At 58.5% G+C, this 23,667-nt stretch carries 19 protein-coding genes; 18 read left to right on the top strand and 1 reads right to left on the bottom strand.

Translation table 11 applies throughout. The features are described 5' to 3' along the window. Nucleotides 1-31: 31 nt before the first annotated feature. Nucleotides 32-736: a Crp/Fnr family transcriptional regulator gene (locus LIO98_RS11805; RefSeq protein ID WP_291957322.1), complete on the bottom strand. Its 705-nt coding sequence runs from the start codon at nt 734-736 to the stop codon at nt 32-34. A 159-nt stretch (nt 737-895) separates the two neighbouring features. Between LIO98_RS11805 and LIO98_RS11800 the strand changes: the two genes are divergently transcribed. The 18 genes from LIO98_RS11800 to LIO98_RS11715 all read left to right on the top strand — a co-directional run bounded on the left by LIO98_RS11800 (nt 896) and on the right by LIO98_RS11715 (nt 23,667). After that, the gene (locus tag LIO98_RS11800; protein ID WP_291957319.1) at nt 896-1,777 is read left to right on the top strand and encodes a xanthine dehydrogenase family protein subunit M; all 882 of its coding nucleotides are present in this window, start codon (nt 896-898) and stop codon (nt 1,775-1,777) included. 18 nt (nt 1,778-1,795) lie between these two features. Further along, on the top strand, nt 1,796-2,278 hold the full coding sequence (locus tag LIO98_RS11795) for a (2Fe-2S)-binding protein (protein WP_291957316.1): 483 nt from the start codon (nt 1,796-1,798) through the stop codon (nt 2,276-2,278). Nucleotides 2,279-2,283: 5 nt separating this feature from the next. Then, nucleotides 2,284-4,716 (top strand): molybdopterin cofactor-binding domain-containing protein, encoded by a 2,433-nt coding sequence (locus LIO98_RS11790; protein WP_291957313.1) that lies wholly within the window; start codon nt 2,284-2,286, stop codon nt 4,714-4,716. Nucleotides 4,717-4,752: 36 nt separating this feature from the next. After that, complete coding sequence (locus tag LIO98_RS11785; protein WP_291957310.1) at nt 4,753-6,384, top strand: VWA-like domain-containing protein; 1,632 nt, start codon at nt 4,753-4,755, stop codon at nt 6,382-6,384. Continuing rightward, entirely contained in the window at nt 6,381-8,321 is a 1,941-nt protein-coding gene (locus LIO98_RS11780; RefSeq protein ID WP_291957307.1) for a leucine-rich repeat domain-containing protein, read from the top strand. Before LIO98_RS11785 ends, LIO98_RS11780 begins: the two co-directional genes overlap by 4 nt. 25 nt (nt 8,322-8,346) lie before the next feature. After that, nucleotides 8,347-9,864 (top strand): AAA family ATPase, encoded by a 1,518-nt coding sequence (locus tag LIO98_RS11775; protein ID WP_291957304.1) that lies wholly within the window; start codon nt 8,347-8,349, stop codon nt 9,862-9,864. Between the two features lie 10 nt (nt 9,865-9,874). Continuing rightward, nucleotides 9,875-10,357 carry a hypothetical protein gene (locus LIO98_RS11770; RefSeq protein WP_291957302.1) on the top strand — a complete coding sequence of 161 codons (483 nt, stop codon included), beginning with the start codon at nt 9,875-9,877 and terminating at the stop codon, nt 10,355-10,357. Beyond that, a complete protein-coding gene (locus LIO98_RS11765) occupies nt 10,344-11,411 on the top strand; it encodes a trigger factor (RefSeq protein ID WP_291957300.1) in 1,068 nt (355 codons plus the stop codon). The genes LIO98_RS11770 and LIO98_RS11765 overlap by 14 nt, the downstream gene beginning before the upstream one ends. A gap of 3 nt (nt 11,412-11,414) precedes the next feature. Further along, the gene (locus tag LIO98_RS11760) at nt 11,415-12,830 is read left to right on the top strand and encodes an MATE family efflux transporter (protein ID WP_291957297.1); all 1,416 of its coding nucleotides are present in this window, start codon (nt 11,415-11,417) and stop codon (nt 12,828-12,830) included. A 21-nt stretch (nt 12,831-12,851) separates the two neighbouring features. Continuing rightward, nucleotides 12,852-14,054 (top strand): methionine adenosyltransferase, encoded by a 1,203-nt coding sequence (gene metK, locus LIO98_RS11755; RefSeq protein ID WP_291957295.1) that lies wholly within the window; start codon nt 12,852-12,854, stop codon nt 14,052-14,054. A gap of 129 nt (nt 14,055-14,183) precedes the next feature. Next, complete coding sequence (locus LIO98_RS11750; protein ID WP_291957292.1) at nt 14,184-14,813, top strand: phosphoribosyltransferase family protein; 630 nt, start codon at nt 14,184-14,186, stop codon at nt 14,811-14,813. A gap of 80 nt (nt 14,814-14,893) precedes the next feature. Further along, nucleotides 14,894-15,856 (top strand): 6-phosphofructokinase, encoded by a 963-nt coding sequence (gene pfkA, locus LIO98_RS11745; protein ID WP_291957290.1) that lies wholly within the window; start codon nt 14,894-14,896, stop codon nt 15,854-15,856. Nucleotides 15,857-15,956: 100 nt separating this feature from the next. Beyond that, nucleotides 15,957-16,814, top strand: a complete 858-nt coding sequence (locus LIO98_RS11740; RefSeq protein ID WP_291957288.1) for a DUF4392 domain-containing protein — start codon at nt 15,957-15,959, stop codon at nt 16,812-16,814. Between the two features lie 110 nt (nt 16,815-16,924). Further along, entirely contained in the window at nt 16,925-17,389 is a 465-nt protein-coding gene (locus LIO98_RS11735; protein ID WP_291957287.1) for a hypothetical protein, read from the top strand. 749 nt (nt 17,390-18,138) lie between these two features. After that, the gene (rho, locus tag LIO98_RS11730; RefSeq protein ID WP_291957369.1) at nt 18,139-19,383 is read left to right on the top strand and encodes a transcription termination factor Rho; all 1,245 of its coding nucleotides are present in this window, start codon (nt 18,139-18,141) and stop codon (nt 19,381-19,383) included. Between the two features lie 43 nt (nt 19,384-19,426). Further along, nucleotides 19,427-20,836 (top strand): LysM peptidoglycan-binding domain-containing M23 family metallopeptidase, encoded by a 1,410-nt coding sequence (locus LIO98_RS11725; protein WP_291957285.1) that lies wholly within the window; start codon nt 19,427-19,429, stop codon nt 20,834-20,836. Between the two features lie 54 nt (nt 20,837-20,890). Further along, nucleotides 20,891-22,510: a CTP synthase gene (locus LIO98_RS11720; protein ID WP_291957282.1), complete on the top strand. Its 1,620-nt coding sequence runs from the start codon at nt 20,891-20,893 to the stop codon at nt 22,508-22,510. Then, nucleotides 22,510-23,667 (top strand): hypothetical protein, encoded by a 1,158-nt coding sequence (locus tag LIO98_RS11715; RefSeq protein ID WP_291957280.1) that lies wholly within the window; start codon nt 22,510-22,512, stop codon nt 23,665-23,667. The genes LIO98_RS11720 and LIO98_RS11715 overlap by 1 nt, the downstream gene beginning before the upstream one ends.

Below are 23,667 nucleotides of genomic sequence, written 5' to 3'. Positions count from 1 at the left end.
CTGCCGGCGGAGCTGCCTCCGCCGGCTATTTTTATTTCATCAGTTCCATGTGTTTTTGCAGCGCCTCGGCGCTGCGAATGCAGATGTAGCCGTTGATCTGTTCCAGCAGCGATATATCCCGCAGCTCCTTGAATTTCTTTGAGACCGTCACGCGGTTCATGCCGAGCATGTCTGCGATCATCTGCTGGCTGATCTTCTCGGCGATGAGAATCTTTCCGTCGTAATCCGCGCCGTAATGTCCCATAAAAATCTGCAGCAGCCGGCATATCTTCCATTCAGCTGATTTCTGCTGCCCGTAGCGTATCTGCCCCATCGCGGAGAGAAATTTTTCCGCCATTGATTTGCAGATGTCCATTACGATGTCGATGTCGTGCTTGAAGGCGTGTTTCAGCGCGCATTTATGGATGCGCACGAGCGTAGAGGGCGCGGCCGTCTTGAAGAGGACGGGGCTGGGCTTGTCTACCAGCATACATTCCTCAAGAAAGACGGAGTTTGGCTCCATGAAGCTGTACACGCGCTGTTCGCCGCCGAAGGTAAGTTCGTAACAGATGACGCGCCCCTCCTTCACAAGATAGCAATATTCCGGCACCTCGTCTACTTTGTTAAGCTCGTACCCCTTGCCCACATGAATGACCTCTCCCAGCGCCTCAAGCCGCGCGATACCCTGCGGCAGATAGTAAAGGTGGCGTATCTGGTCGTCACGTATCCCGTCAATGGCATCATTATTTTCTCCCACCGCCATCCACCCCCCGTACAACGAAGATAGCATTGTATTTCTGACTACACAAGTAGCCAAGGCTGCTTATCCCAATATTTTTTTGCTTCTAAGATAAAAATGCAGCGCTCACGGGAGAGCCTGGGAAAAAGATATACGATCAAAAAGGGAGGAACAGAAATGACTTTGCCGAATTTTAATTATATAGCCGCCAAAAGTCTTGAGGAGGCCTCGGAGCTCGCGGCCGCGCAGGCCGGCAGATGCGTGCTGATGGCGGGCGGGACTGATGTGATCCTGTTACTGAAGGAAAATGTTTTGAGGGGCGTGGAGAGCGTCATCGACCTGAAAAATATCCCCGGTATGGACGGGCTGGAATTTGTCGAGGGCGAGGGGCTGCGTATCGGCGCCCTTACGAAGCTCTACGCGATCCATAACTCGCCGCTGGTGTGCGAAAAAATGCCTGCCGTAGCCGACGCCGCGCACTATGTTGCCTCAACGCAGATCCGCCGAAAGGGGACGATGGCCGGCAATATCTGCAACGCCTCGCCCTCGGCCGACACCGCTCCGATACTGGTGGCGATGGACGCCTCCGTGTCGGTTTACGGTAAAAACGGCGAACGGGTGATACCTGTCGGAGAATTTTTCACCGGTGTAAAAAGGAACTGTATCGACAAAGCGGCGGGAGAGATCGTCACGAGGATAAATATCCCCGAGCTAAAGCCGCAGGAGGGCTCCGCGTATTTTAAGCATTCGGTGCGCAAGGCGATGGACCTGGCGATCATCGGCGTCGCGGCCTGGGTAAAGATGGACGGATGCCGGATAACAGACTGCCGCATCGCGATGGGCGGCGTCGGTGTGACGCTGCTGCGCGCGCCGGAGGCGGAGAGGCTGCTGAAAGGCAGCGCCGCCGACGATGATCTGTTGGAGAGGGCTGGTCTAGCCGCCTCGCGGGAGTGCAGCCCGATCTCCGACGTGCGCGCCTCCGAGGAGTATCGGCGGGACATGGTGCGCGTCTACACGAAGCGCGCCGTTAAGAGAGCGCTTGAGACGCTGAGGGCTTAGGAACGGAGGTTTGCGAAGATGAAGAGGATCATAAATTTTAAACTTAACGGCGAGAACGTCGAAGAGCTGGTGGCGGACAACATCACGATGGTCGATTTTCTGCGCCAGCAGATGCACATGACGGGGACAAAACGCGGCTGTGAGGAGGGCGAGTGCGGCGCCTGCACCATCCTGCTTGACGGCGCGGCAGTCGACTCCTGCCTGATGCTGGCCGTCGAGGCCGACGGGCGTGAGGTCGTCACCATCGAAGGCGTCATGAAGGATGGCGTCCTGCATCCCCTGCAGAGGGAATTTATGGATAAATGGGCCCTGCAGTGCGGCTTTTGCACGCCCGGCATGATAATGTCGGCTCTTTCGCTGCTGCATGAGAATCCCCGCCCGACGGAACATGAGATCCGCGATGCAATCGCCGGCAACCTCTGCCGCTGCACCGGCTACACGAAGATCGTCGAGGCGATCGATTCTGCGGCAAAGATACTGGAAAGGCAGGCGAATATGTAATGGCGATGAAATCAAAGGAATATTACTCCGAAATCGAGAGCGTTTATAAAAAACCCGAAGACTATGAGCTTGCCGGAAAAGGGAACGCCTATGTGCGCGTAGACGCCGAGGCTAAGGTGACGGGGCGCGCCGTCTATACCGACGACGTAGACCTGCCCGGGATGTATTACTGCAAGCTCGTTCACAGCCCGTATGTGCACGCCGTCATCAAAAGCATAGACTTTACCGAGGCGCTCAAGCTGCCAGGCGTGAAGGGGGTGCTCACGGGGAGCGATTTCCCCGAGGGGCATAATCTCGGCAACCCCGAGGCCTTCAAGGAACTGGCGGACAAGGAGCCGCTCTGCCGTAAAAAAGTAAGGATGATCGGCGACGAGGTCGCGGCGGTCTGCGCCGTCACGGAGAATATCGCCGCGGAGGCGGCGGCGCTCGTCAAGGTGGAATATGAGCCGCTGCCGGTCATCCTCGACCCCTTTGAGTCGATGCAGCCGGAGGCCGAGCCGATACACTATCCGAACACCGGCAACCTCTCGATCTTTACGACGATGAAGGCGGGAGACCCGGACAAGGCCTTTGCGGAGGCCTATTACACCGACAGACATTACTACAAGACGCAGGAGATGGTCCACGCCGCCATCGAACCGCACGGAGCCGTGGCGAAATATGAAAACGGCGAATGGACCGTCTGGACGACGACACAGGGCGCTTATGTGAGCCGTTTCTGGATCGCCTGGGGGCTCGGCGTTCCAGAAAGCAGGGTACGCGTCATCAAGCCGATGGTCGGCGGCGGTTTCGGCGGCAAGCTCGACGTCTTCGCCCATGAACTCTGCCCCTGTAAATTTGCGCAGATGACGGGACATCCCGTGAAGTGCGTGCTAAAACGCGACGAGGTTTTCACCTGCACGCGCACGCGCCATCCGATATCCTTTGAGATCGAGACCGCCTTTACCAAAGAGGGAAAGATGCTCGCCAAGCGCTGCAAGCACATCCTCGACGGCGGCGCTTACGGCGGCTCGGGCATCGCGGCGAACACCCTTTCGTTGATTTGCGCCACCTTCCCCTATAAGGTGGAAAATATCGACATGACGGCCAGACGCCCCTACACAAACCATCCGGCCTCGGGCGCAATGCGCGGCTATTCCGCCTGTCAGGTACACTTTGCCCACGAAATCCACATGGACGAGGTGGCGAACGCGCTTGGGATAGACCCGCTTGAACTGCGCCGCAGGAACGAGATCACTCCCTATTACACAGGGCCCACAGGCCTTGAGTTTACCTCATGCAAGTTTGACGAGTGCCTTGTCGCCTGCGCCGACGCCATCGGCTGGGCGGAGAGGGACAAGTTTTTCCCCAGAAGCGGCGAGGCGGTCGGCCTCTCCGGTTCTGGCTTCATGTCGGGAACGGGATTCCCCGTACTTGTTACGCCGCACTACTGCTCTGCCTCCACAATCGTCCGCCTCAACCGCGAGGGCTACGCCGTAGTCTTCTGCGGCGCAAACGATATCGGACAGGGCTGCGATACGGTGATGACGATGATCGTCGCCGAGGAGCTGGGGCTGCGTATGGACGAGGTGAAGCTTGTGCAGTCAGATACTACGACGACGCCGTGGGACGCCGGCTCCTTTGGCTCGCGCGTCACCTTCCTCGGCGGCAACGCCTGCCGCCGCGCCGTCGGCGACGCGAAGCTTAAACTGCTGTCGCACTGGGCGGAGGAGTGGGGCTGCAAGCCCTCTGATATCAAGATGAAAGACCACCGCGTATTTATTGAGGGAGACGCGGAGAAGAACATCTCCTATAACGAGGCCTGCTTTGGCTACGAGGAGAGGAACTTTGGCCGCTGCGTTGCCGGTGTCGGCTCTTTTGCGCACGAGGGCGACAAGGACATCTATGTGAAGAACGTAGGCAACTACGCTCCGGCCTATTCTTTCTCAGCTTCGGCGGCCAGGATGAAGGTCGATATGGAGACGGGCTGCGTAGATCTGAAGGATTTCGTCTTCGCTCACGACTGTGGCCGCGCGCTGAATATCCGCGCCGTCGAGGGGCAGATCGAGGGTTCGGTCCTTCTCGGCCTTGGATTCAGCTGTTTTGAAGAATGCGTATACAGCAAGGACGGCAGGCATATGAACCCCAGCTTCCGCGATTACCGCTTCCCGACGGCGCTCGACATGCCGCCGGTCAAGACGATCATTTGCAGCGAGGCCGATCCCGAAGGGCCGATGGGTGCGAAAGAGGCGGGCGAGGGCAGTACCGCGCCGGTAGGTTCGGCGATCGGCAACGCCGTAAACTATGCGACCGGCCTGACGCTGCGCGAACTGCCGATAACGCCGGAGCGTATCTGGCGCGCGCTGAAGGAACGTGAGCGTACGGGAGAGACGGCTTTCGGCGCGGAGGATCTGCGCGGCAAGTTTGCGGCAATGCCGCCGCTGCCCGAGAGAAAATAGACCGGAGGGGCCGGTTTTCAGGAGATGGAGAGAGCGATGGACAACAAAGAGTGGGAGGTCAGCGCCGCTCAGATCAAAAAGGCGCACGGCTATTCAACGCCGGACGGCAGCCGGCGGCTCGGCGAAACGGCGCGCGAGGCCGCGGCGCTGGCGCGGGAAATACTGCGCCTCTCACGCGACGCTCTGCTCATCAATCTGCGTTTTCTGGAATCGGCCCTTATAAAGTTCATACCGGAGAATGACACCGTCACGGCCGAGATGGCCACCGACGGACGCCTTCTCTATTACAATTCCGTGCATGTCTGCCGCCGCTTTCAACAGGGGCGGCGGATACCGGCGCGGGATTATCTTCATATAACGCTGCACTGCCTCTTCCGTCATCTTTTCGTCGGGGCGAAGGTAAATCCCGATCTCTGGGATCTCGCCTGCGATATCACGGTGGAAAACGTCATCACCGGCCTTGGCATTAAATCGCTTTACTGTGAGCGTGAGGAGCGCCAGGCGTGGCTGATACGCAAACTGCGCGGCGAGCTGCCGCATCTCTCGGCAGAGCGCGTCTATCGCTGGCTGCGTGAGCAGAGCTTTCCCATTATCGAATGTGAGCGGCTGCGCGCCGATTTTTACGCGGACGACCATAAGATATGGTACAAACTGCCTGAGCTGGCCTCCGGCTCCGGCAGGGGCGAGGTGCGGGATAACGCCGTGCCGCAGGATGATGAAAAGAGTAACTCCGGCAGCCTTGAGGATCAGGGGGAGGAGCTCCCTCCGCCGGTCTCCGGGGAGGAGGAGGAATCAGCGCAGGGAGGCGGAACGGCCGCTGAAAAAAAGCCCGGCGGCGAGCGCGGCGACAGCGCCGCCCGCTCCGGTGAAGAGGAAAAAAGCCACGAGCCGGCGATGGCTTCCAAGGAAACGGAGGAGATGTGGCGGGAGATAGCGCGCCGTATCGAGGTGGACCTGGATACCGTCTCCAACAGCTGGGGTGAAAATGCCGGCGGCCTCACCCAGACGCTCGCCGCGATAAACCGCGAGAAATGTGATTACGCGGCTTTTCTGCGCCGCTTCGCGGTGACCGGAGAGAATATGGAGGTCAACGACGAAGAGTTTGACTACATTTTTTATACCTACGGACTCTCTTTATATAAGCGGATGCCGCTCATCGAGGCGCTCGAATACAAAGAGGTGCGGCGGGTGCGTGAATTCGTCATCGCGCTCGACACCTCGGAATCCGTCGCGGGAGAGCTGGTGCAGAAGTTTGTGGAGAAGACGTGGAACATCCTCAGGCAGACGGAAAATTTTTTTACGAAGGTAAACGTGCACATCATCCAGTGCGGCGCGCGCGTGGAAGAGGACGCAAAGATTACAAGCCAGGATGAGTTTGAGGCCTATATCGGCGGCATGACCCTCAAGGGTTTTGGAGGCACTGATTTCAGGCCGCTATTTGAATATGTGGACGGGCTCATAAAGAGGCATGAATTTACCGCTTTTAAAGGACTGATCTATTTTACCGACGGTTACGGCGATTTTCCCGCGATGCCGCCGGATTATGAGACGGCCTTCGTCTTTATCGACCAGGGGCGCAGGCCGCCCGAGGTTCCCGTATGGGCTATGCGTCTGCTGCTCGGCGAGGATGAGATAGAGGAATTGCGAGTGGAAAATCATCGGCGATGAAAAACGACGATTTTGAGATAAAAGAGGGCGTGTTGGTCAGGTATCTCGGCGACGGATATGCCGCCGAGCTGCCGCCGGGGCTGGCCGCCGTTGGCGAAGGGGCTTTCCGCGACTGCCGTTCGCTCCATGAGGTCTATATTCCGGACGGCGTAACGGAGATAAGAAAAGAGGCCTTTCAGTGGTGTGTGAATCTGCGGCGTGTTACGGCTCCCGAAAGTGTCTCCCTGATAGGGAGGGATGCCTTTGCCGGCACTCCCTACTATAAATATTACAGCGAAAATGAGACGGACTGGCGCGAAGATTTTCTCTTCATCGGCAGATGTCTCGTCAAAGCCCGGCGGAATCTGCGCCGCGCGGAAATCCCGGAGGGAACGGTGATGATCGCGGCGGACGCCTTCGCGGAGCGCGTGCTGCTGGATGAACTCTCGATTCCGCGGAGCGTCTCACTCATAGACTGGCGCGCCTTCGCCGACTGCACTGGGCTCTCCCGCGCGCACATACCAGCCGGTGTGAGGACGATCGGCTGGCACTGTTTTAAAGGTTGTTCGCGGCTGTGTGAGGTCTCCTTTGAGGAAGGCACGAAAGATATTGAGAACGGCATCTTCGCCGGCTGCCGCAGCCTGCGCCGCGTTGAATTTCCCGCGAGCCTGAAGATGCTTGGTGGCTGGGCCTTTTTTGGCTGCGGAAATCTTGAGGAGGTTAGTTTCAGAGGGGAACTGGCGGCGATTGGCGAGCGCACCTTTTCCGGGTGCGGCAATTTGTGCCGCGTTGAGCTGCCCGACTGTGTCGAGGTGATCGGCGTGGACTCCTTCTGTGACTGCACAAACGTACAGCTGCGGCTACCGGGTCGTCTGAGGCGGCTGGAACGCCGCGCATTTTCCGGCGCACGCAGTCTTTCTGAGCTGAAGCTGCCGCCGTCGCTGGAATATATTGGCGAGGGGGCCTTTAACGGCTGCCGGAGCGTCGTGAGTGCGGCGCTCCCCGCAAAGGTGGAAGAGGTTCCCGACTATGCCTTCCGCGACTGTGAACTGCTGACGGAGCTAACACTGGAGGCTGGGCCGCGGCGGCTGGGAGCCTGCGCCTTTTACGGCTGCCGCAGCCTGCGCGCGGCTGTTATCCCTGAGGGCGTGAGTGAGATAGGCGAGCGGGCCTTCGCAAATTGTCAAACTTTGGAAAAGATCAAATTGCCCCGTTCGCTGAGAAGTATAGGCGAGCGGGCCTTTGCCGGCTGTCCCAACTTGCGGGAGGCGGAGATGCCCGAGGATATCGCGGAGATTGGCGGCGGTATCTTTGAGGGCTGCGGTATGCTTGCGGACAAAGAGGGGTTCGTGATCGTGGACGGCATATGCTACGGCTGTCAGGAAAGTCCCTTTGAGATATCTCCGCCCACGGGGGTCCGCGTCGTGGCGGGCGGCGCCTTTTGCGGCTGCGCGGAATGCCGCGCCGTTATTCTGCCTGAGAGCGTCGAGCGCGTGGGGAGCCGCGCCTTCGCCGGCTGCGCGAAGCTGCGGCGCGCAGTCCTCCCGCAGAGGGTGAAACAAGTCGGTTCCGAGGCGTTTTCAGGCTGTGATTCGCTCCTTGTTTTGGAGGCTCCCGGACTTGCGCCGCTTTCTTTTGATGAAGAACGGCTTCGGCTGGCGGCGGCGCTCGGCTTCTGCGGTGCGGAGGAGCGTTATTACGGCGAGAACTGGCGTCTTTGGGCACTCTGGGCCGCGGAAGAGAGAGCGCCCCTTATCACCGCCGCCATTGACGACGGCCTGGCGGAGGCTGCCGCCTATTTCACGCGCCACGCGTTGCTGCGGGCGGCGGAATACAGGGCGGCGCTTGAGCGTGCGCAGCGAAAAAATGCGATGGAGATCGTCGCGCTGCTGCTGGCCTACGGAAACGACAAATTATCCGGCGAGGATATCTTTGCCGGTTACTCTTTAGACGGCTGACCACGTATCGCAGGGAGGTATTTTTTTGAACATAGCAGAGGCTAAAGAACAGATAAAGAACGCGATGACCGCCTATTTTACCAGGGATGAATTCGGAGCCTACCGCATACCGGCGGAAAAGCAACGCCCCATATTCATGATCGGGCCGCCGGGCGTCGGCAAGACTGCCGTTATGGAGCAGATCGCCGCCGAGCTTGGCGTCGGGCTTGTCTCCTATTCGATGACCCACCATACACGGCAGAGCGCGCTGGGGCTGCCATATATCACGACGCGGGAATTCGGCGGAGAGAAATACCAGGTATCGGAATACACGATGAGCGAGATAATCGGATCGGTCTACCGTCTGATGGAGGAGACGGGGGTGAGGGAGGGCATCCTATTTCTCGACGAGATCAACTGTGTCTCGGAGACGCTCGCCCCCTGTATGCTCCAGTTTCTGCAATACAAGGTATTTGGGCAGCACCGCATTCCCGCCGGCTGGATCGTCGTCACCGCCGGCAATCCGCCCGAGTACAACAAATCGGTGCGCGATTTCGACATCGTGACCTGGGACCGGCTCAAGCGCATCGACGTTGAGCCGGATTACGAGGTATGGAAGGCCTACGCGGAGAAAAAGGGCGTCCATCCCGCCGTCACGACCTATATCGCGGCGCGCAGAAAAGATTTCTACAAAGTCGAGAGCACCGCCGAGGGCAAGCGTTTTGTCACTGCGCGCGGCTGGGACGACCTCTCGGAGATGATGCGCCTTTGTGAGGAAAACGGGCTGGCCGTCGATGAAAAGCTCATCGGCCAGTATTTGCAGGAACCGCGGATCGCGAAAGACTTCGCCATCTACTACGACCTGTTCAACAAATATCGCAGCGACTATCAGATCGAGGCGATCTTGGCCGGCACGGCGGAAGAATCGGTGCTCTTCCGTGCGAGGCAGGCGAAGTTTGACGAGAGAATTTCCCTGCTGGGGCTGCTCTGCGACGCGGTGACGGTGGAGATGCGCGGCGTCTGCGGAAGCGAGGATATGCTTGAGCTGCTGACCTCCGAGCTGAAGAGGCTGCGCGGCCGATTGGCGCAGGAGGAGGGCGGCGCCGAGGAGATAATGGAGCGGCGGATCTCCGGGCTGCGCGAGGAGCTTGAAAGGGGAAGGCGGGCATCTTCGCTTTCGGCGGCAAAGCGACAGGCGCTGATGCGCGTTATCGCCGCTCTTGAGGAATACCGCGCCCTTATCGTCAAAAGCGGAGCGGCGGAGGGCGGCGCGGCCTTTGCGCTGATCAAGGAAAGATACGCGTCGTCAGTGGCGAAGCTCAGGGAGGAGGCGGCTGCGGTCCGCACGGCGTTGGACAATGTATTCGACTTTTGCGGACGCGCCTTCGCGGAGGGCGACGAGATGCTGCTCTTCGTTACGGAACTGACGGCGGGTTATTACAGCGCGCGCTTTATCGGTCACTACGGCTGTGATAAATATTATCTGCACAACAAGGCGCTGTGTTTCCAGGAAAGGGATCAGGCGCTGCTTGACCGTGTCAATAAACTTGACTGGACGATATAGGAGGGGATAGATGATGGGCGACATCCATGAGAAAACGGCGGAAAAATATTTGACGATGATAGACGAGGAGCGCCGCGCCTTTATCCGGGCGGAACACGGGCGGCTGCAGCGGATAATCGGTGCCGAATATTGGGAACCTCGGGAAGAAAAAACATATTATTTTCATTGCGGCGCGGAGGGGGATATCCTGCCAGCCGATCCCTACGAGCTCAGCCTTGACGAGCTGGCGGCGCTGCCTCATTTTGAGATGCGTGTGGAGCGTCTGCGTACATACAGTTATCTGGCCTTCTTCCAAATGTATCCTCGCGATTCGGAACGTCTGTCTTTGCTTGCCAAACTCCGGAGCCGGCTGGCGGAGGGGCTTCCCTGTGCAGAAGAGGAGCTTGAGGAGCTTGACGGAGGGCATGCGGATTATCTGGAATGGAAGCTTGGCAGTCCGGTAGAGGTGATCATGCCGGAGACGTGGAGGGCGGAGAGTCGTGCGGATTCTTGAGAAAACGGCGGAGAGCGGCACGCTGAGCGTCGCGCTGCTGATAGAACCGGAGGAGTTTTGCGCCACGATGGGCATGACCGGCGAGGGCGGACGCGGCCAAAATTCTGCCTCTGGCGAGGCGGAGGCTGTGTTTGACGAGGCTTTAGCCGCCGCCATTTCCGCGGCCTACGGAAAATTTATTGCGGCGGAGGGGCTGCGCACCGTGGGCAGGCCTGAGGTAACGGAGATATCTTCTCAGGCGGACGGAGGCCTGCGTTTCAGTGTGAAAGTCGGCCTCTATCCAAAGGTGCGCCTCGGAGCCTACAGGGGGCTTCAGATAACGCTTCCTCCCGAGGCGGGGGAAGATGAATTTCGGATGGCGGTGCTTAAAGAGGCCTGTAAAGGGATCACCGGCGCCCCTACGCCGGAGATGACGGACGGGCGGCTTGAGGCGATGGTGGCGCAGGAACGTCTCAACGTTTCACAGGATGCCGTCTATCATCTGCTCGCCGACGTCGTCTGGCTTCTGCGGGAGACATATCTTGCGGCGGGGATTTCCCGGCAGCCGGCACAGATAGCTTCCGAGGCGCTGGAGGTGATGCTGGAGACGATATCAGACGGCGCGCCGTCAGCCGAGGTTCTTGGCGGGCAGATGCGAGCTCTTGCGGAGCGCTATCGAGAACTGCCGGACAATTTTGATGATAAATTTGATGAAATATTAAAACGCCGCGCCGCCGCAAAAGGCAAAATGACGGCGGAAGAGCTTGCGGCTGAGGCTTTCAACGCCTGGCTGGGATCTGTCGGGCTTGATGAAAAGAGATGGCGCGCCCAGCGCCGCGCCGAGGCGGAGGAGCTTGCGCGCTGTGACCTTATGCTGGAGGCGGTGGCCGAGGCTGAGGGGCTGACAGCCTCCGAGGATGATCTGCTGGCAATGATTGCGAAGATCGCCGCCGGCTGCGGGATGGCGCCGGAGGAGGCCGCGGCGCGGATCGACGCGGAACCGCTGCGCCGTCAGATAATGCGGGATAAGGCCTGCGGATTGTTGGTCTCGGCCGCCGTGCGGAAGGATGGCTGAGAAATGAGACATGGGGCTGAGGCGCTGGAGCGCGAAGAGCTGCGCGGGCTGATGCGCGCTTTTTGCCTTCCGTCGCTTGCCGCCAGCCTCGTCACCGCGCTCTACAACATCGTAGACCAGATATTCATCGGCCGCGCGCTCGGCGTCGCGGGCAACGCTGCCGCCAATGTGGTTTTTCCCGCCGTTACCGTCATTACTGCGCTGTCGCTGATGTGCGGCGTCGGTTCGTCCGCCGTCATGAACCTTGCCCTTGGGCGCGGAGATAATGAACAGGCGCGCCGGGGCGTTGCCGGCGGTTTTGTGATGATGGCAGTCTGCGGCATGGCCGTGTCGCTGGCGATGCTCTGCCGGACGGTGCCGCTGCTTCGTCTCTTCGGCTGTACCGATACGGTAATGCCATACGCCGCGCCATACGCGCAGATAACGGCGTTCGCCTTTGTCTGCGCGATGATCGGCGCTGCGGGCCCCTTCCTCGTGCGCGCCGACGGCAGCCCTAATTACGCTCTCTGCTGCACTGCGGTGGGGACGCTGCTGAACCTTGCGCTCGACGCGCTCTTCATCAACGTCTTTGCGTGGGGAATTGCCGGCGCGGCGTGGGCCACGGCGCTGGCGCAGACGGTGAGCGCCGCCATGGTTATCCTCTATCTGCCGCGTTTCAGGACCCTGCGCCTGAGAGCGGCTGACTTTCTTCCTGATTTCAGGCTTTACGTTCGCATTGCCGCACTTGGCGCGGGTCCGATGTGCAACTTTTTCACGCAGGCTGTCGTTCAGGTATTCCTAAACGCCGCGCTGAAAAAATATGGCGCCTCCGCGGCCTGCGGCAGCGACGCCGCGCTCGCCGCGGCGGGTGTGGCCAATAAGGTGAACACACTGGCCGCCGCCGTCGTCACCGGGCTCACTAACGGGATGCAGCCTATCGTCAGCTATAACTTCGGACGCGGAAGCTACGCGCGTGTACGGGAGGCCGGCATCATCGTTGTGAAGCAGGTACTGGCGGTATCATTCTGCATCTTCCTCTGCTACCAGCTGCTTCCGCGGCAGATAACCGCGCTCTTCGGCGTGGGAACTGAGGCATATTTCGACTTTGCCTCCCGTTTTTTCCGTATCTTTATGATGTTGATTTTTCTCAGCGGGCTGCAGAGCTCCGTCGGGGGATTTTTCTCCGCGCAGGGAATGCCGCTTTACAGCATATTCATCTCCGTTACGCGCCAGCTGATCTTCCTGCCGCCTCTTCTGGTGCTTCTGCCGCGCCATTTCGGCCTCTCCGGCGTCCTCTGGGCCGGTCCTGCCGCCGATATAGCGATGGCTGCCGCGGCAGCCTACCTGATGGCCCGCCGCTGCCGCCGGCTGGAGGATATGCAGCGTGCCGCTGATTATGCAAAAGAAGAAATTGATGCTACAATAACGCAAGCTACATGATTATTATGGAGGTGTTTGAACATGAGCAAAGAAAGGTTTCTTATTTCGTCGGAATCGGTGACGGAGGGACACCCAGACAAACTCGCAGATCAAATATCCGATGCGGTGCTTGACGCCATTCTCGAAGCCGACCCGATGGGGCGCGTGGCCTGCGAGACGCTGGTATCGACCGGACTGATAGTGGTCGCGGGAGAGATAAGCACGGTCTGCTATGTAGATATTCCGAAGATCGCGCGCAAGACGGTAAAGGATGTCGGCTACACGCGCGCGAAGTATGGCTTCGACGGGGACACCTGCTCCGTCATCACGACGATAGACGAACAATCTCCCGATATCGCGCTCGGCGTCGACAAGGCGAAAGAGGCGAAGGAGCTTTCGGATGACGAAATAGACGCCATCGGCGCGGGCGACCAGGGGCTCATGGTAGGTTATGCCTGCAACGAGACGGAGGAGCTGATGCCGCTGCCAATCTCGCTCGCGCAGAAGCTGACGCGCCGCCTCTCCGAGGTACGCAAAAATAAGACGCTGCCATACCTGCGTCCGGACGGCAAGAGCCAGGTGACGGTGGAGTACGTGAACGGCAAGCCGCTGCGTGTCGATACAGTGGTCATCAGTACCCAGCATCACCCCGCGATCGACCAGAAGCAGATCGAGGCGGATATTATAGAGCATGTCATTAAGCCTGTCATTCCCGCACAGCTCATCACGACAAAGCCGCGCATTCTCGTCAATCCGACGGGGCGCTTTGTGATGGGCGGCCCGCAGGCCGACAGCGGCCTGACGGGGCGCAAGATAATCGTCGATACTTACGGCGGCGCTGTGCCTCACGGCGGTGGCGCCTTCTCCGGCAAGGACCCGACGAAGGTGGACCGTTCAGGGGCCTATATGGCGCGCTACGCGGCGAAGAACGTCGTCGCTGCGGGGCTTGCCGACGCCTGCCAGATACAGGTGGCCTACGCGATCGGCGTTGCGAAGCCCGTTTCGATAATGGTAGAGACTTTTGGCACGGGAAAGATAAAGGACGAGGAGATCACACAGCTGCTGCGCGAGAACTTTGACTTCCGTCCCGCGGCAGTCATCCGCGACCTGGATCTGCGCAAACCGCAGTACAAGCGTCTGGCCGCCTACGGACATATGGGGCGTATCGACCTTGATCCGATGCCGGCCTGGGAGCGCACGGACAAGGCTGAGACGCTCAAACGGGCGGCGGAGCGTTTCGCGTAAGTATTTAAGAGAATGTTTGGGCGGCGCGATGCCGCCCCTTTTTGATTTTCAGCCTTTATGCGGCCTGTCTTTTCCTATCTCTCGCACATAATATTTCCTCAGCACTGTCCGGCCTGTGGACGGCTTGCCGTGCCGTACTGCCCAGACTGTCTGAGTGGCGCGGCGAAAGAGGCGCTGCCGCCCTTCTGCGCCGACTGCGGCGGTGCCTACGGCGTCGAATGCTGTTATGACAGCGTGCCATGTTACGCTGCCGCCATCCATGACGGAGACGCGCGCAGCTTTATTTTAGCCTTGAAGTATAAGAATATGAGGCCGCTCGGAGAGGCGATCGGGCGAGAGATGGGGAGGCTGTTTCCACGGCAGGAGGCTGACTTGCTGATCCCGCTGCCGCTTCACGCGGACAGCCGCCGCGCCTTCAACCAGACGGAGCTGATCGCGCGCGGAATATCCTCGCGGTGGGGGACGCCGGTCGGCACGAGGCTGCTCAAATGGCGCGCCGGCAGCGGAGCGCAGACGGAGAAGCGGGGCAGAGCGCGCCGGGCGCTGAGCTTCGATTCTTTCGTGGCTTCGCCGGAGCTCACGGGAAAAAGCGCCGTTCTTGTGGACGACGTATATACGACCGGCGGCACCGTGTGCGCGGCGAAGTTCGCGCTGCAAAGGGCGGGAGCCGAGGTAAAGGCGGTCCTCGTCTGGACGCAGCGGGTTTCCTCCCCTGAACATCCTGGAGCGTGGCCGGAAGATGGGGAATATTGGTTATGAGCAAAGTTTGTTATAATAGGGCGTGCATAATAATAGAGGATGAAAAATAGGCTGAGAGAGCAGGACAAGGGGGACAAAATATGCTTCGCAGAATCGGGGTTTTGACAAGCGGTGGCGACGCGCCGGGGATGAACGCCTCAATACGCGCCGTCACGCGCACGGCTTTATTTCATGGACTGCAGGTCGTAGGCATACGCCGCGGTTATGAGGGACTGCTTGAAGGGGACTTTGTCCCCTTGACGCGCAGCTCCGTCGGCGGGATCTTGCTGCACGGCGGGACGATGCTTCGTACCGCGCGCTGTCCGGCCTTTATGAGGCCGGAGGGGATTAACGCAGGCATTTCCAAGCTGCGGGAGAATGACATAGACGCGCTGGTGGTGATCGGCGGCGACGGCTCTTTCCGCGGAGCGAAGGAACTTCACGACCGCGGCGTCCATGTGGTGGGAGTCCCCGGCACGATAGACAACGATATGGCCGGCACCGACTGCACCATCGGATTCGATACGGCCTGCAACACCGCTCTGGAATGTATCAGCAAGCTGCGCGACACCGCCTCAAGTCACGACCGGATGTTTATCGTCGAGGTGATGGGACGGCACGCCGGTTTTCTCGCGCTGGAGACGGGAGTGGCCTGCGGCGCGGAGTTCGTGCTGATTCCCGAGCTGCCGGTGGACCTGGAGGCGATCGCGAATAAGATACATTACGCCAAGCAGCGCGGCAAAACGCATTCGCTGATCGTCCTTGCCGAGGGGGTCATGTCTGCCTCGGAGCTGGCGGAGAAATTGAAGGGGCACTGCGATTATGACCCGCGGATAGTCGTCCTCGGACATCTGCAGCGCGGCGGCGCGCCCTCCTGCTTTGACACCGTTCTCGCCTCACGCCTGGGAGCGGCGGCCGTGGAGGCGCTGATCGACGGCAAACGCGGCATGATGGTGGGGAGGACTAAGGACGAGATTGTGACCGTGCCGCTGGAAACGGCGTGGACGCAGCACCACCCGCTTGACTCGGATATGCTGCGTCTGGTGGAGACACTGAGTATTTAGATATTTGACGACGCCCGTCTGCCGCCGGAAATAACGTGGCGGCAGTTCACCGCACCGCATTTGACCGTTATCAAATGGAGGAGATACCGTGACCGCAGATATGGTTCTACCGGAAGCCTATGCTAAAAAGCTCATATCGCTTGTTTCACGTGACCGAGGAGGGCGCGGCGTCTCCAAACTTTGCCGCCCGGACGAATGGCAGAGGGCGGCAGCGGCCTTCGCTCCCCTGAAAATGGTGGCGGTCGTCTCGGGGTTTTATATTCCGGGGGCCGACGCTCCGGAGACGGACGGTCCCGGCGGCGCGGTGATGCTCGCGCGCGCCTTTTTACGTGAGGGACGTGAGTCTGAGATATGGACCGACGATCTCTGTCTTTCGGTGATGCGCGCCGCCGCCACCGCCGCGGAGTATCCCGAGCGGCTGGTGAGGGTCGCGCCGCCGCGGCTTGCGGACGGGTCTCCGGACGGACTGATTTTCACAGAACGGCTGGGGCGCGCGGAGGACGGCGGCTATTACAACTTCCGTAAGATAGATATCTCGGAGTGGACGCCGCCGCTTGACGAATTGGCCGCGGAGGCGAAGAAACGCGGCATCCCGACGCTTGGCATCGGCGACGGGGGCAACGAGGTCGGCATGGGAAACTTCCATGAGGAGCTTAAAAGGCTGCTGCCCGCCTACGCCTCATGTCTCTGCACGGTGCGGACGGATTACGCGCTCGCCGTGGACGTCAGCAACTGGGGGGCCTATGCGCTGGCCGCGGCGCTCTCTTTTATGTGGGGAAGCTGGCGCGGACCGGAGGCGGGAGATGAGCTGGCGATGCTGAAGGCTGTGAATGGGCTGGGAGCTGTGGACGGTATCAGCCGCCTCCCCGAACTCACAGTCGATGGGTTCGATATAACGACGCAGGATAAGATCATATCTTCGCTTAAAGAGCTCTGGGCGCTTTATTCTCCCGATTGAGGCCGCGTATTTAGTAAGATATCCTATTTTTGTAGAGATTTTTGTGTTTTACGGAAGAAAATATATATATTTTCCTACAAACTCATGATAAAATAATAAATCAGAGACTGGTGGAACAGATGGATCAAAATTACCCAAAGAGTTCCGGTAAAAGGCAGTTGATACTGCTCGGTGTGGCGGTCATAATACTGGTAGCGTTAATTGTAGTTAGTCTCAAGTCAGGTCTCTTGGGAAGTACCTTCCGCATAGATAAAGCCGTTGTCTGTGTGGAACTCGACCGCAACAGGCTTCCCCATAAAGTGATGAACACCATTCAATACGGAACACGTCAGGTCTGCCTGTGGTTTCAATATTCCTTCGCATCGGAAGGGAATCATTTGGAAGTTTCATGGTATTACGGAAAAGACTTGGTCTTGTCCGAACCTCTGAAATTGATGACTAAGGACGGAGTCAGAGCGTTCTATCTGCTGCGTGAAGAGGGCACGCCCCTTCCAGTCGGAAAGTACCGCGTAACGATATCATCACCCACAAAACGGCTGAGCGAACTGGAATTTGAAATCATACGAAAGAATTAATATTTTATTCTTCATATTAAACGGAGGCTAATGAATTGCCAAGGAAAAAGATAGAACCCACAGATGAACCGAAGGCTGCCGTAAGACGGCGCGCCGCCTCGAAGAGGGGTGAAACCGCTGAAAATGCTGAAAGCACCGCAGAGATAAAAGGGTCGGCCCCCGAAGCGCCGGAAGAGACGCCTGTTCGTAAAAAGAGGACTTACGTCAGGAAAAAGAACGAAGAGGAAACCGTGACTGAAGTGCCGGAAGTCCAGGAACAACCTGCAGCGGAGGAAAAAAAGAGCCGCCGCGGCAGAAAGAAGGCCGTCGCCGAGGCGACAGGCACGCTCTTCCCAGAGGAGGAGAAAGATGCCTCCACCGAACAGGAAGATAAAAAGGCGGTCAAAAGAACCAGGCGCGCTCCGAAAAAAGAGTCGGAGGCCCCTGTAAAAGAGACAGTCGAAGTGGCGGAGCCGCCGCAGGCGGAAGCGTCCTCCGGAGAAGCTGCGGAGCCGGCCAAGGCCGTCGCGGATGATGAGATCACCCCTGACGCCGTTCAGCTTGCGCAGGCTGCTGACAGCGAACCCTGCGCCGATGAAACTCCGGAAGAGAAAAATGAAGAGATTGCACTTGAAAAAGAGATAGAGGCCGCCTCGGAAACAGAGGACGGGGCCGAAGTATGCGACGAAAACGCCACGGAAAACAGAAACCTCCCCGTAGTAGACCCGCAGAAGAACGACAGAGGACAGATACGCCACCAGCATCCCAAATTGGGATTCAACCAGCTTGCCGGACAGACTCTCGCCGAGCTGCGCAAGATCGCAAAAGAGATCGGCGTGACCTTGATAACTACACGCCGCAAGGACGATCTAATCAACGACATCCTGAAGACGCAGGCGGAGGCCCTCGGTTACCGCTTCAACGGCGGCACCCTTGAGTGCATGAGCGAGGGATACGGATTCCTGCGTCCCTCCGGACTCCTCCCGAGCAGCAACGATATATATGTGTCTGCATCGCAGATAAGACGTTTCGGTCTGCGCAACGGCGATGTGGTCTGGGGCATCATCCGTCCCCCGAAGGACCAGGAGCATTATGAGGCGCTGCTCCGCGTGGAGAACGTGAACTTCACCGACCCTGAGGAGGCGCGCCGCCGCCCGCACTTTGAGGCGCTGACGCCGATATTCCCCACCGAAAAACTTGAGCTGGAGACGGACCGCAAACAGATAGCCACGCGTATCGTCGATATATTTGCGCCGATCGGTAAAGGACAGCGCGCTCTGATCGTTTCTCCGCCGAAGGCCGGAAAGACGACCCTCCTCAAAAACCTCGCACATTCGATAACGACAAACCATCCCGAAGTGATACTTATGGTGCTGCTCATCGACGAACGCCCCGAAGAGGTCACCGATATGGCGCGTTCTGTGGACGGCGAGATCATCGCCTCCACCTTTGACCGCCCCGCGGAGGAGCATCTCCGCGTCGCAGGGCTGGCCCTTGAAAAGGCGAAGCGTCTCGTGGAGGTCTCGAAGGACGTCGTGCTGCTGCTTGATTCGATCACAAGACTTGCCCGCGCCTCAAACCTTATCGTTCCTCCGTCGGGACGCACGCTCTCCGGCGGTATGGACCCCGCTGCGCTCTACTTCCCGAAGAAGTTCTTCGGCACCGCACGCAACATAGAAAACGGCGGCAGTCTGACGATCATCGGTACCTCGCTGGTTGAGACCGGCAGCCGTATGGACGACGTGATTTATGAAGAATTCAAAGGAACTGGCAACATGGAGGTCCACCTCTCGCGGAAGATATCCGAGCAGCGCATCTTCCCGGCCCTCGATATCACACGTTCAGGAACGCGCAAAGAGGAGCTTATGGTGCCCGAGGGCGATCTGCAGCGCATCTGGGGCCTCCGCAGGAAGATCGCAAATATGGACGAGGCGGAAGTTCTAAATCTTATCCTTGATAAATTAAGAAACACGCCCACGAATCGTGATTTTCTTGCTACAATAAAGGCTGGCTAGAAACTGACTTTTTCGAGCGACGACAATCGTAAGAGGTGAATCGATGAAAGCCGGAGATGATATACGTAAAACAAAACGACGGAAGACTCTTTGCCTCATCATCTTTTTGATGGCTGCGGTTGGAAGCGCCGTCGTCTTCGCCGCCAAAGCGGCGGAGCATACAGGCATGTACTGGATCGGCCTTGACAGCGAATTTGTGATGGAACGCCCCGAAGACAACCGGGGCTTCTTTACTGTGGACGTCTCTGACTTCCTCAACAATACAGGAGCCGCTCCGGCGGCTGCCGCCGAGGAGGAGACTGAGATAGTGCCGCTGGCGATCGGGCCGCTTCCAAGTATCCCGACGCTCACCGATGAGGAGCTTAAGCTTTACGGCATACTCTCGAAGAATGACGGGCGCATCTCCAGCTCCGACCAGAGCGTCCTAGACGAGGATATCCACTGGACCGAGGTCGTTCTTGAGCCCGGCGATACTTTGAAGTCTATCGCCGATGAGTTCGGCATCAGTGAAGAGGACCTGCGTCAGGCTAACGGTCTGCGGAAAAATGAAAAGCCGAATCCCGCCGAGGTGCTCTATGTTCCGGACAGCCATAACGACGTAACCGCGACGCTGCTCTTTGTCAGGAAGCTACAGAAAGAGGAGCTGGCCATCGCGAAGAAGGGAAAGCTGCTTGAGACATCCGAGTATATTGTCAAAGAGGGAGACACGCTTTGGGGAATATCGGATAAATTCAACCTGGACGTTGATACGCTCGTAGGGTCGAACCAGAAGGTTCTAGGCGGAAATATAAACCGCCTTAAACTGGGAATGGCTCTGCGCATACCGAATCAGGACGGTATCTTTGTCAAGGTGGCGAAGAGGGACACCCTCGCCAAGCTTGCAGATAAGTACGGTTCGACAAAGGAGTCGGTCCTGATTGCCAACGCGATGAAGAGCGAATCGCTGGTCGCCGGCAGCGAGATATTCCTGCCCGGCGGAAAGCTGGTCGCTGTCACTGAAGTGCATATCGCGACGAATAAAAATGGCCGTGTCCGCACCGCTACGGTAAAAATTTCGAGCGGCAGCGTCAGAGGTTTTCGCTGGCCTGTACTTGGACAGATATCAAGTCCGTTTGGATGGCGCAAGAGTCCGTTCGGCAGACGCCGTGTATTCCATTCGGGGCTTGACATACGCGCCCCTCGCGGCACGGAGATCAAAGCCGGTGCCTCCGGCGTGGTCGTTCATTCCGGCTGGATGGGCGGATACGGCAAGGCGGTCGTCATATCCCATTCAAAGGGGCTGACTACGCTCTACGGCCACTGCAGCAAGCTTATCGCGCAGAAGGGCATGAGGGTGTCCCAGGGACAGACGATCGCCCTCGTGGGCAGCACCGGACGTTCTACGGGAAACCACGTGCACTTTGAGGTCCGGGTCAACGGTACGCCGCAGAATCCGCTTAGACATCTCAGATAGACTGGACAGATATTGATAAATTTCAGATATGCGTAAAGGGGCGTTTTGAATTCTATGACTAAGTATATTTTTGTCACCGGCGGGGTAGTTTCTTCTCTTGGAAAAGGGATCACCGCCGCGTCGCTCGGCGTATTGCTGAAGCGCCGCGGTTACAGGGTGAGCATCATAAAGATGGACCCCTATATCAACGTCGACGCGGGGGCTATGAGTCCCTTCCAGCATGGCGAGGTCTTTGTGACCTGTGACGGCGCGGAGACGGATCTTGATCTCGGGCATTATGAGCGCTTTATAGATGAGGCGATCCTGGGCGAGAACAGCTGTACCACGGGCAAAGTTTACTCCTCCGTGATCCAGCGCGAGCGCGCGGGAGGCTATAACGGCGCCACAGTGCAGGTCATACCGCATATCACGAACGAAATACAGGACCGGATCGAACATGTCGGCGCCGGTAATGACGTCGTCATTGCCGAAATCGGCGGTACGGTCGGCGACATTGAGGGCCTTCCATATCTTGAGGCGATACGCCAGTTCGCCGGACGCGTCGGTCGGGAAAACATCCTTTACTGCCATGTCACCCTCGTTCCCTATATCGCGGCCTCAGGCGAGCTCAAGACCAAACCTACCCAGCACAGCGTCAACGAGCTGCGCCGTATCGGTATACAGCCAGACGTCATCGTCTGCCGTTCGCAGTATCCAGTGGGGCCGGATCTCAGAGAGAAGATCGGCCTCTTTTGCAGCGTCCCCGCCGATGCGGTCTTTGAGGCGATAGATTCCGATTCGATCTACAGAATCCCCATAGTGCTTCATTTGCAGAAGTTTGACAACCTCGTGCTGAGAAAGCTCGGCATGCCGACGCAGAAGGCCCCTGATATGAAGGACTGGAAAGAATTCCTCCACAAGCACGACACCCTTAAGGGAGAGATCGTCGTCGCGCTGGTTGGAAAGTATACGGAGATGAAGGACGCCTATCTCAGCGTTAATGAGGCGGTCTCACACGCCGGCATCGCCAACGGCGTTAAGGTAAAGATGTTTCCCGTTGAGTCGGGCGACCTTGAAAACGGCAATGTCGAAGAGATACTTGGCGGCGCCGACGCGATACTGGTCCCCGGAGGCTTTGGCCAGCGCGGAGTCGAGGGCATGATCGCCGCGGCTAAGTACGCCCGCGAAAATGGAATACCCTATTTCGGCCTCTGCCTTGGCATGCAGGTCGCCGTCATCGAATTCGCGCGCGACGTGCTGGGACTCAAAATGGCGAACAGCCTGGAGATGGACGAGGATACGCCCGATCCCGTCATTTACCTGATGGAAGAGCAGAAAAATGTCAAAGACATCGGCGGCACCTCAAGACTCGGAGCCTATCCCTGTAATATCAGCGCCGGCTCCAAGGCTGAGCGGATATACGGCACCAACGAAATAGAGGAGCGTCACCGCCACCGCTTTGAATTCAACAACAAATATATCAAAGAGTTTGACGACGCCGGAATGAAAGTGGCAGGAATCTGCCCGACCGGCGGACAGGTAGAGATTATGGAGAACGTCAATCATCCATGGATGATCGGAGTTCAGTTCCACCCCGAGTTCCTTTCTCGTCCCGTCAAGCCGCACCCGCTCTTTAAGGATTTTATCGCGGCGGCGCTTGACAGGCAGAAAAAGCTAAAAAAGGAGGCAAAATAATGAAGAAAAAAAGTATGCTGGCCATATCTATGGCTGTGAGCATCATCCTATCCGCCGCGGCGGCATTCGCGGCAACTGATACGACCCCGGTGACGGCGCCGGCCGCCGCCACGGCACCGGCCAATACGGCGGCGGCCACCGAGCCGTCCGCGGTCCCGGCGGCTGCACCCGCGTCCACTGCGCAGGCTCCGGCCACCGTATCTACCGGTACGCAGAATACGATCGTTCAACCGCTTAACACCGCCCCCGCTTTTCAGATGCTTGAAAGAATAGAGACGATCGTCTACGGACGGCCCCGCGACGGAGGTCTCCTGAACAGGCTCAACGACGTAGAGAAAACTGTCTTTGGCAGGGAGCTTCCCGGAAGCCTGACCGAACGCCAGACGGCGCTGATAGATTTCCTCGAGAAGGGGACCGGTACCCAGCCCTCGCTGCTGTTTAAGCTCTCCGTCGCCGAATGGGGCATAGAACAGCAGATACATCCCACCTGGTCGCTGTCCAAGCGCGTCGACTCGATGGAGGGCGTACTTGAGGGGGCGATCCAGGCCGGTCCGCTCGTTTCACGCGTGGAACGTCTTCTGACCAGACTGCTTCCAGACGGTATTGCCGCCGTGCAGTTTGAACTGCCGAAGGAGACCATCGTCAAGGGCACGCTGCTTGACACACTTACTGTACGGAACGTCAAGGTCAATGACATCATCATCCTCGGTCTCAACGAGCAGATCGTCGTTGGAGACGTACTTGTCGCGCCAAAGGGCAGCCGCGTATTCGGCCATATTACAAAGGTCAAACCGCCGCGCAGCTTCGGCCGTTCCTCCGAGATAGAGATGCGGATAGACAGCGTAGAGGTGCTAGGTCCCTCCGTGGTTCCGGTCAATCTCGGCGAAGCCGCTAAAAAGGCGATGGATGTAGACAGCGGCATCATCGGAGCCGCGGGCGCGAGCTTCGGCGGCGCGCTGCTGCTGGGACCGGTCGGCCTTGCCGGAGGATTTCTCATCCGCGGCAACGACAAGCAGCTGAAAGAGGGTACCCTCTTCTACGTTCAGACCGTAGATAACGTTATGGTTTCCGGATATAAGATACCGCAGCAGATAACGCCGATCACGCAGACGGAGGATTCCGCACCGCAGGGGACTCAGTCCGCGCCTCTTAACTAG

The sequence above is a fragment of the Cloacibacillus sp. genome, assembly GCF_020860125.1.
Lineage (GTDB): Bacteria > Synergistota > Synergistia > Synergistales > Synergistaceae > Cloacibacillus.
Note: the sequence above shows the minus strand (reverse complement) of the source record. Positions and strands in the feature narration are given on the sequence as shown.

Coding starts and splice junctions, on each gene's coding strand:
- LIO98_RS11800 (WP_291957319.1), top strand. CDS start 896: ATGACTTTGCCGAATTTTAATTATATAGCCGCCAAAAGTCTTGAGGAG.
- LIO98_RS11795 (WP_291957316.1), top strand. CDS start 1,796: ATGAAGAGGATCATAAATTTTAAACTTAACGGCGAGAACGTCGAAGAG.
- LIO98_RS11790 (WP_291957313.1), top strand. CDS start 2,284: ATGAAATCAAAGGAATATTACTCCGAAATCGAGAGCGTTTATAAAAAA.
- LIO98_RS11785 (WP_291957310.1), top strand. CDS start 4,753: ATGGACAACAAAGAGTGGGAGGTCAGCGCCGCTCAGATCAAAAAGGCG.
- LIO98_RS11780 (WP_291957307.1), top strand. CDS start 6,381: ATGAAAAACGACGATTTTGAGATAAAAGAGGGCGTGTTGGTCAGGTAT.
- LIO98_RS11770 (WP_291957302.1), top strand. CDS start 9,875: ATGATGGGCGACATCCATGAGAAAACGGCGGAAAAATATTTGACGATG.
- LIO98_RS11760 (WP_291957297.1), top strand. CDS start 11,415: ATGAGACATGGGGCTGAGGCGCTGGAGCGCGAAGAGCTGCGCGGGCTG.
- metK (WP_291957295.1), top strand. CDS start 12,852: ATGAGCAAAGAAAGGTTTCTTATTTCGTCGGAATCGGTGACGGAGGGA.
- pfkA (WP_291957290.1), top strand. CDS start 14,894: ATGCTTCGCAGAATCGGGGTTTTGACAAGCGGTGGCGACGCGCCGGGG.
- LIO98_RS11740 (WP_291957288.1), top strand. CDS start 15,957: ATGGTTCTACCGGAAGCCTATGCTAAAAAGCTCATATCGCTTGTTTCA.
- LIO98_RS11725 (WP_291957285.1), top strand. CDS start 19,427: ATGAAAGCCGGAGATGATATACGTAAAACAAAACGACGGAAGACTCTT.
- LIO98_RS11720 (WP_291957282.1), top strand. CDS start 20,891: ATGACTAAGTATATTTTTGTCACCGGCGGGGTAGTTTCTTCTCTTGGA.
- LIO98_RS11715 (WP_291957280.1), top strand. CDS start 22,510: ATGAAGAAAAAAAGTATGCTGGCCATATCTATGGCTGTGAGCATCATC.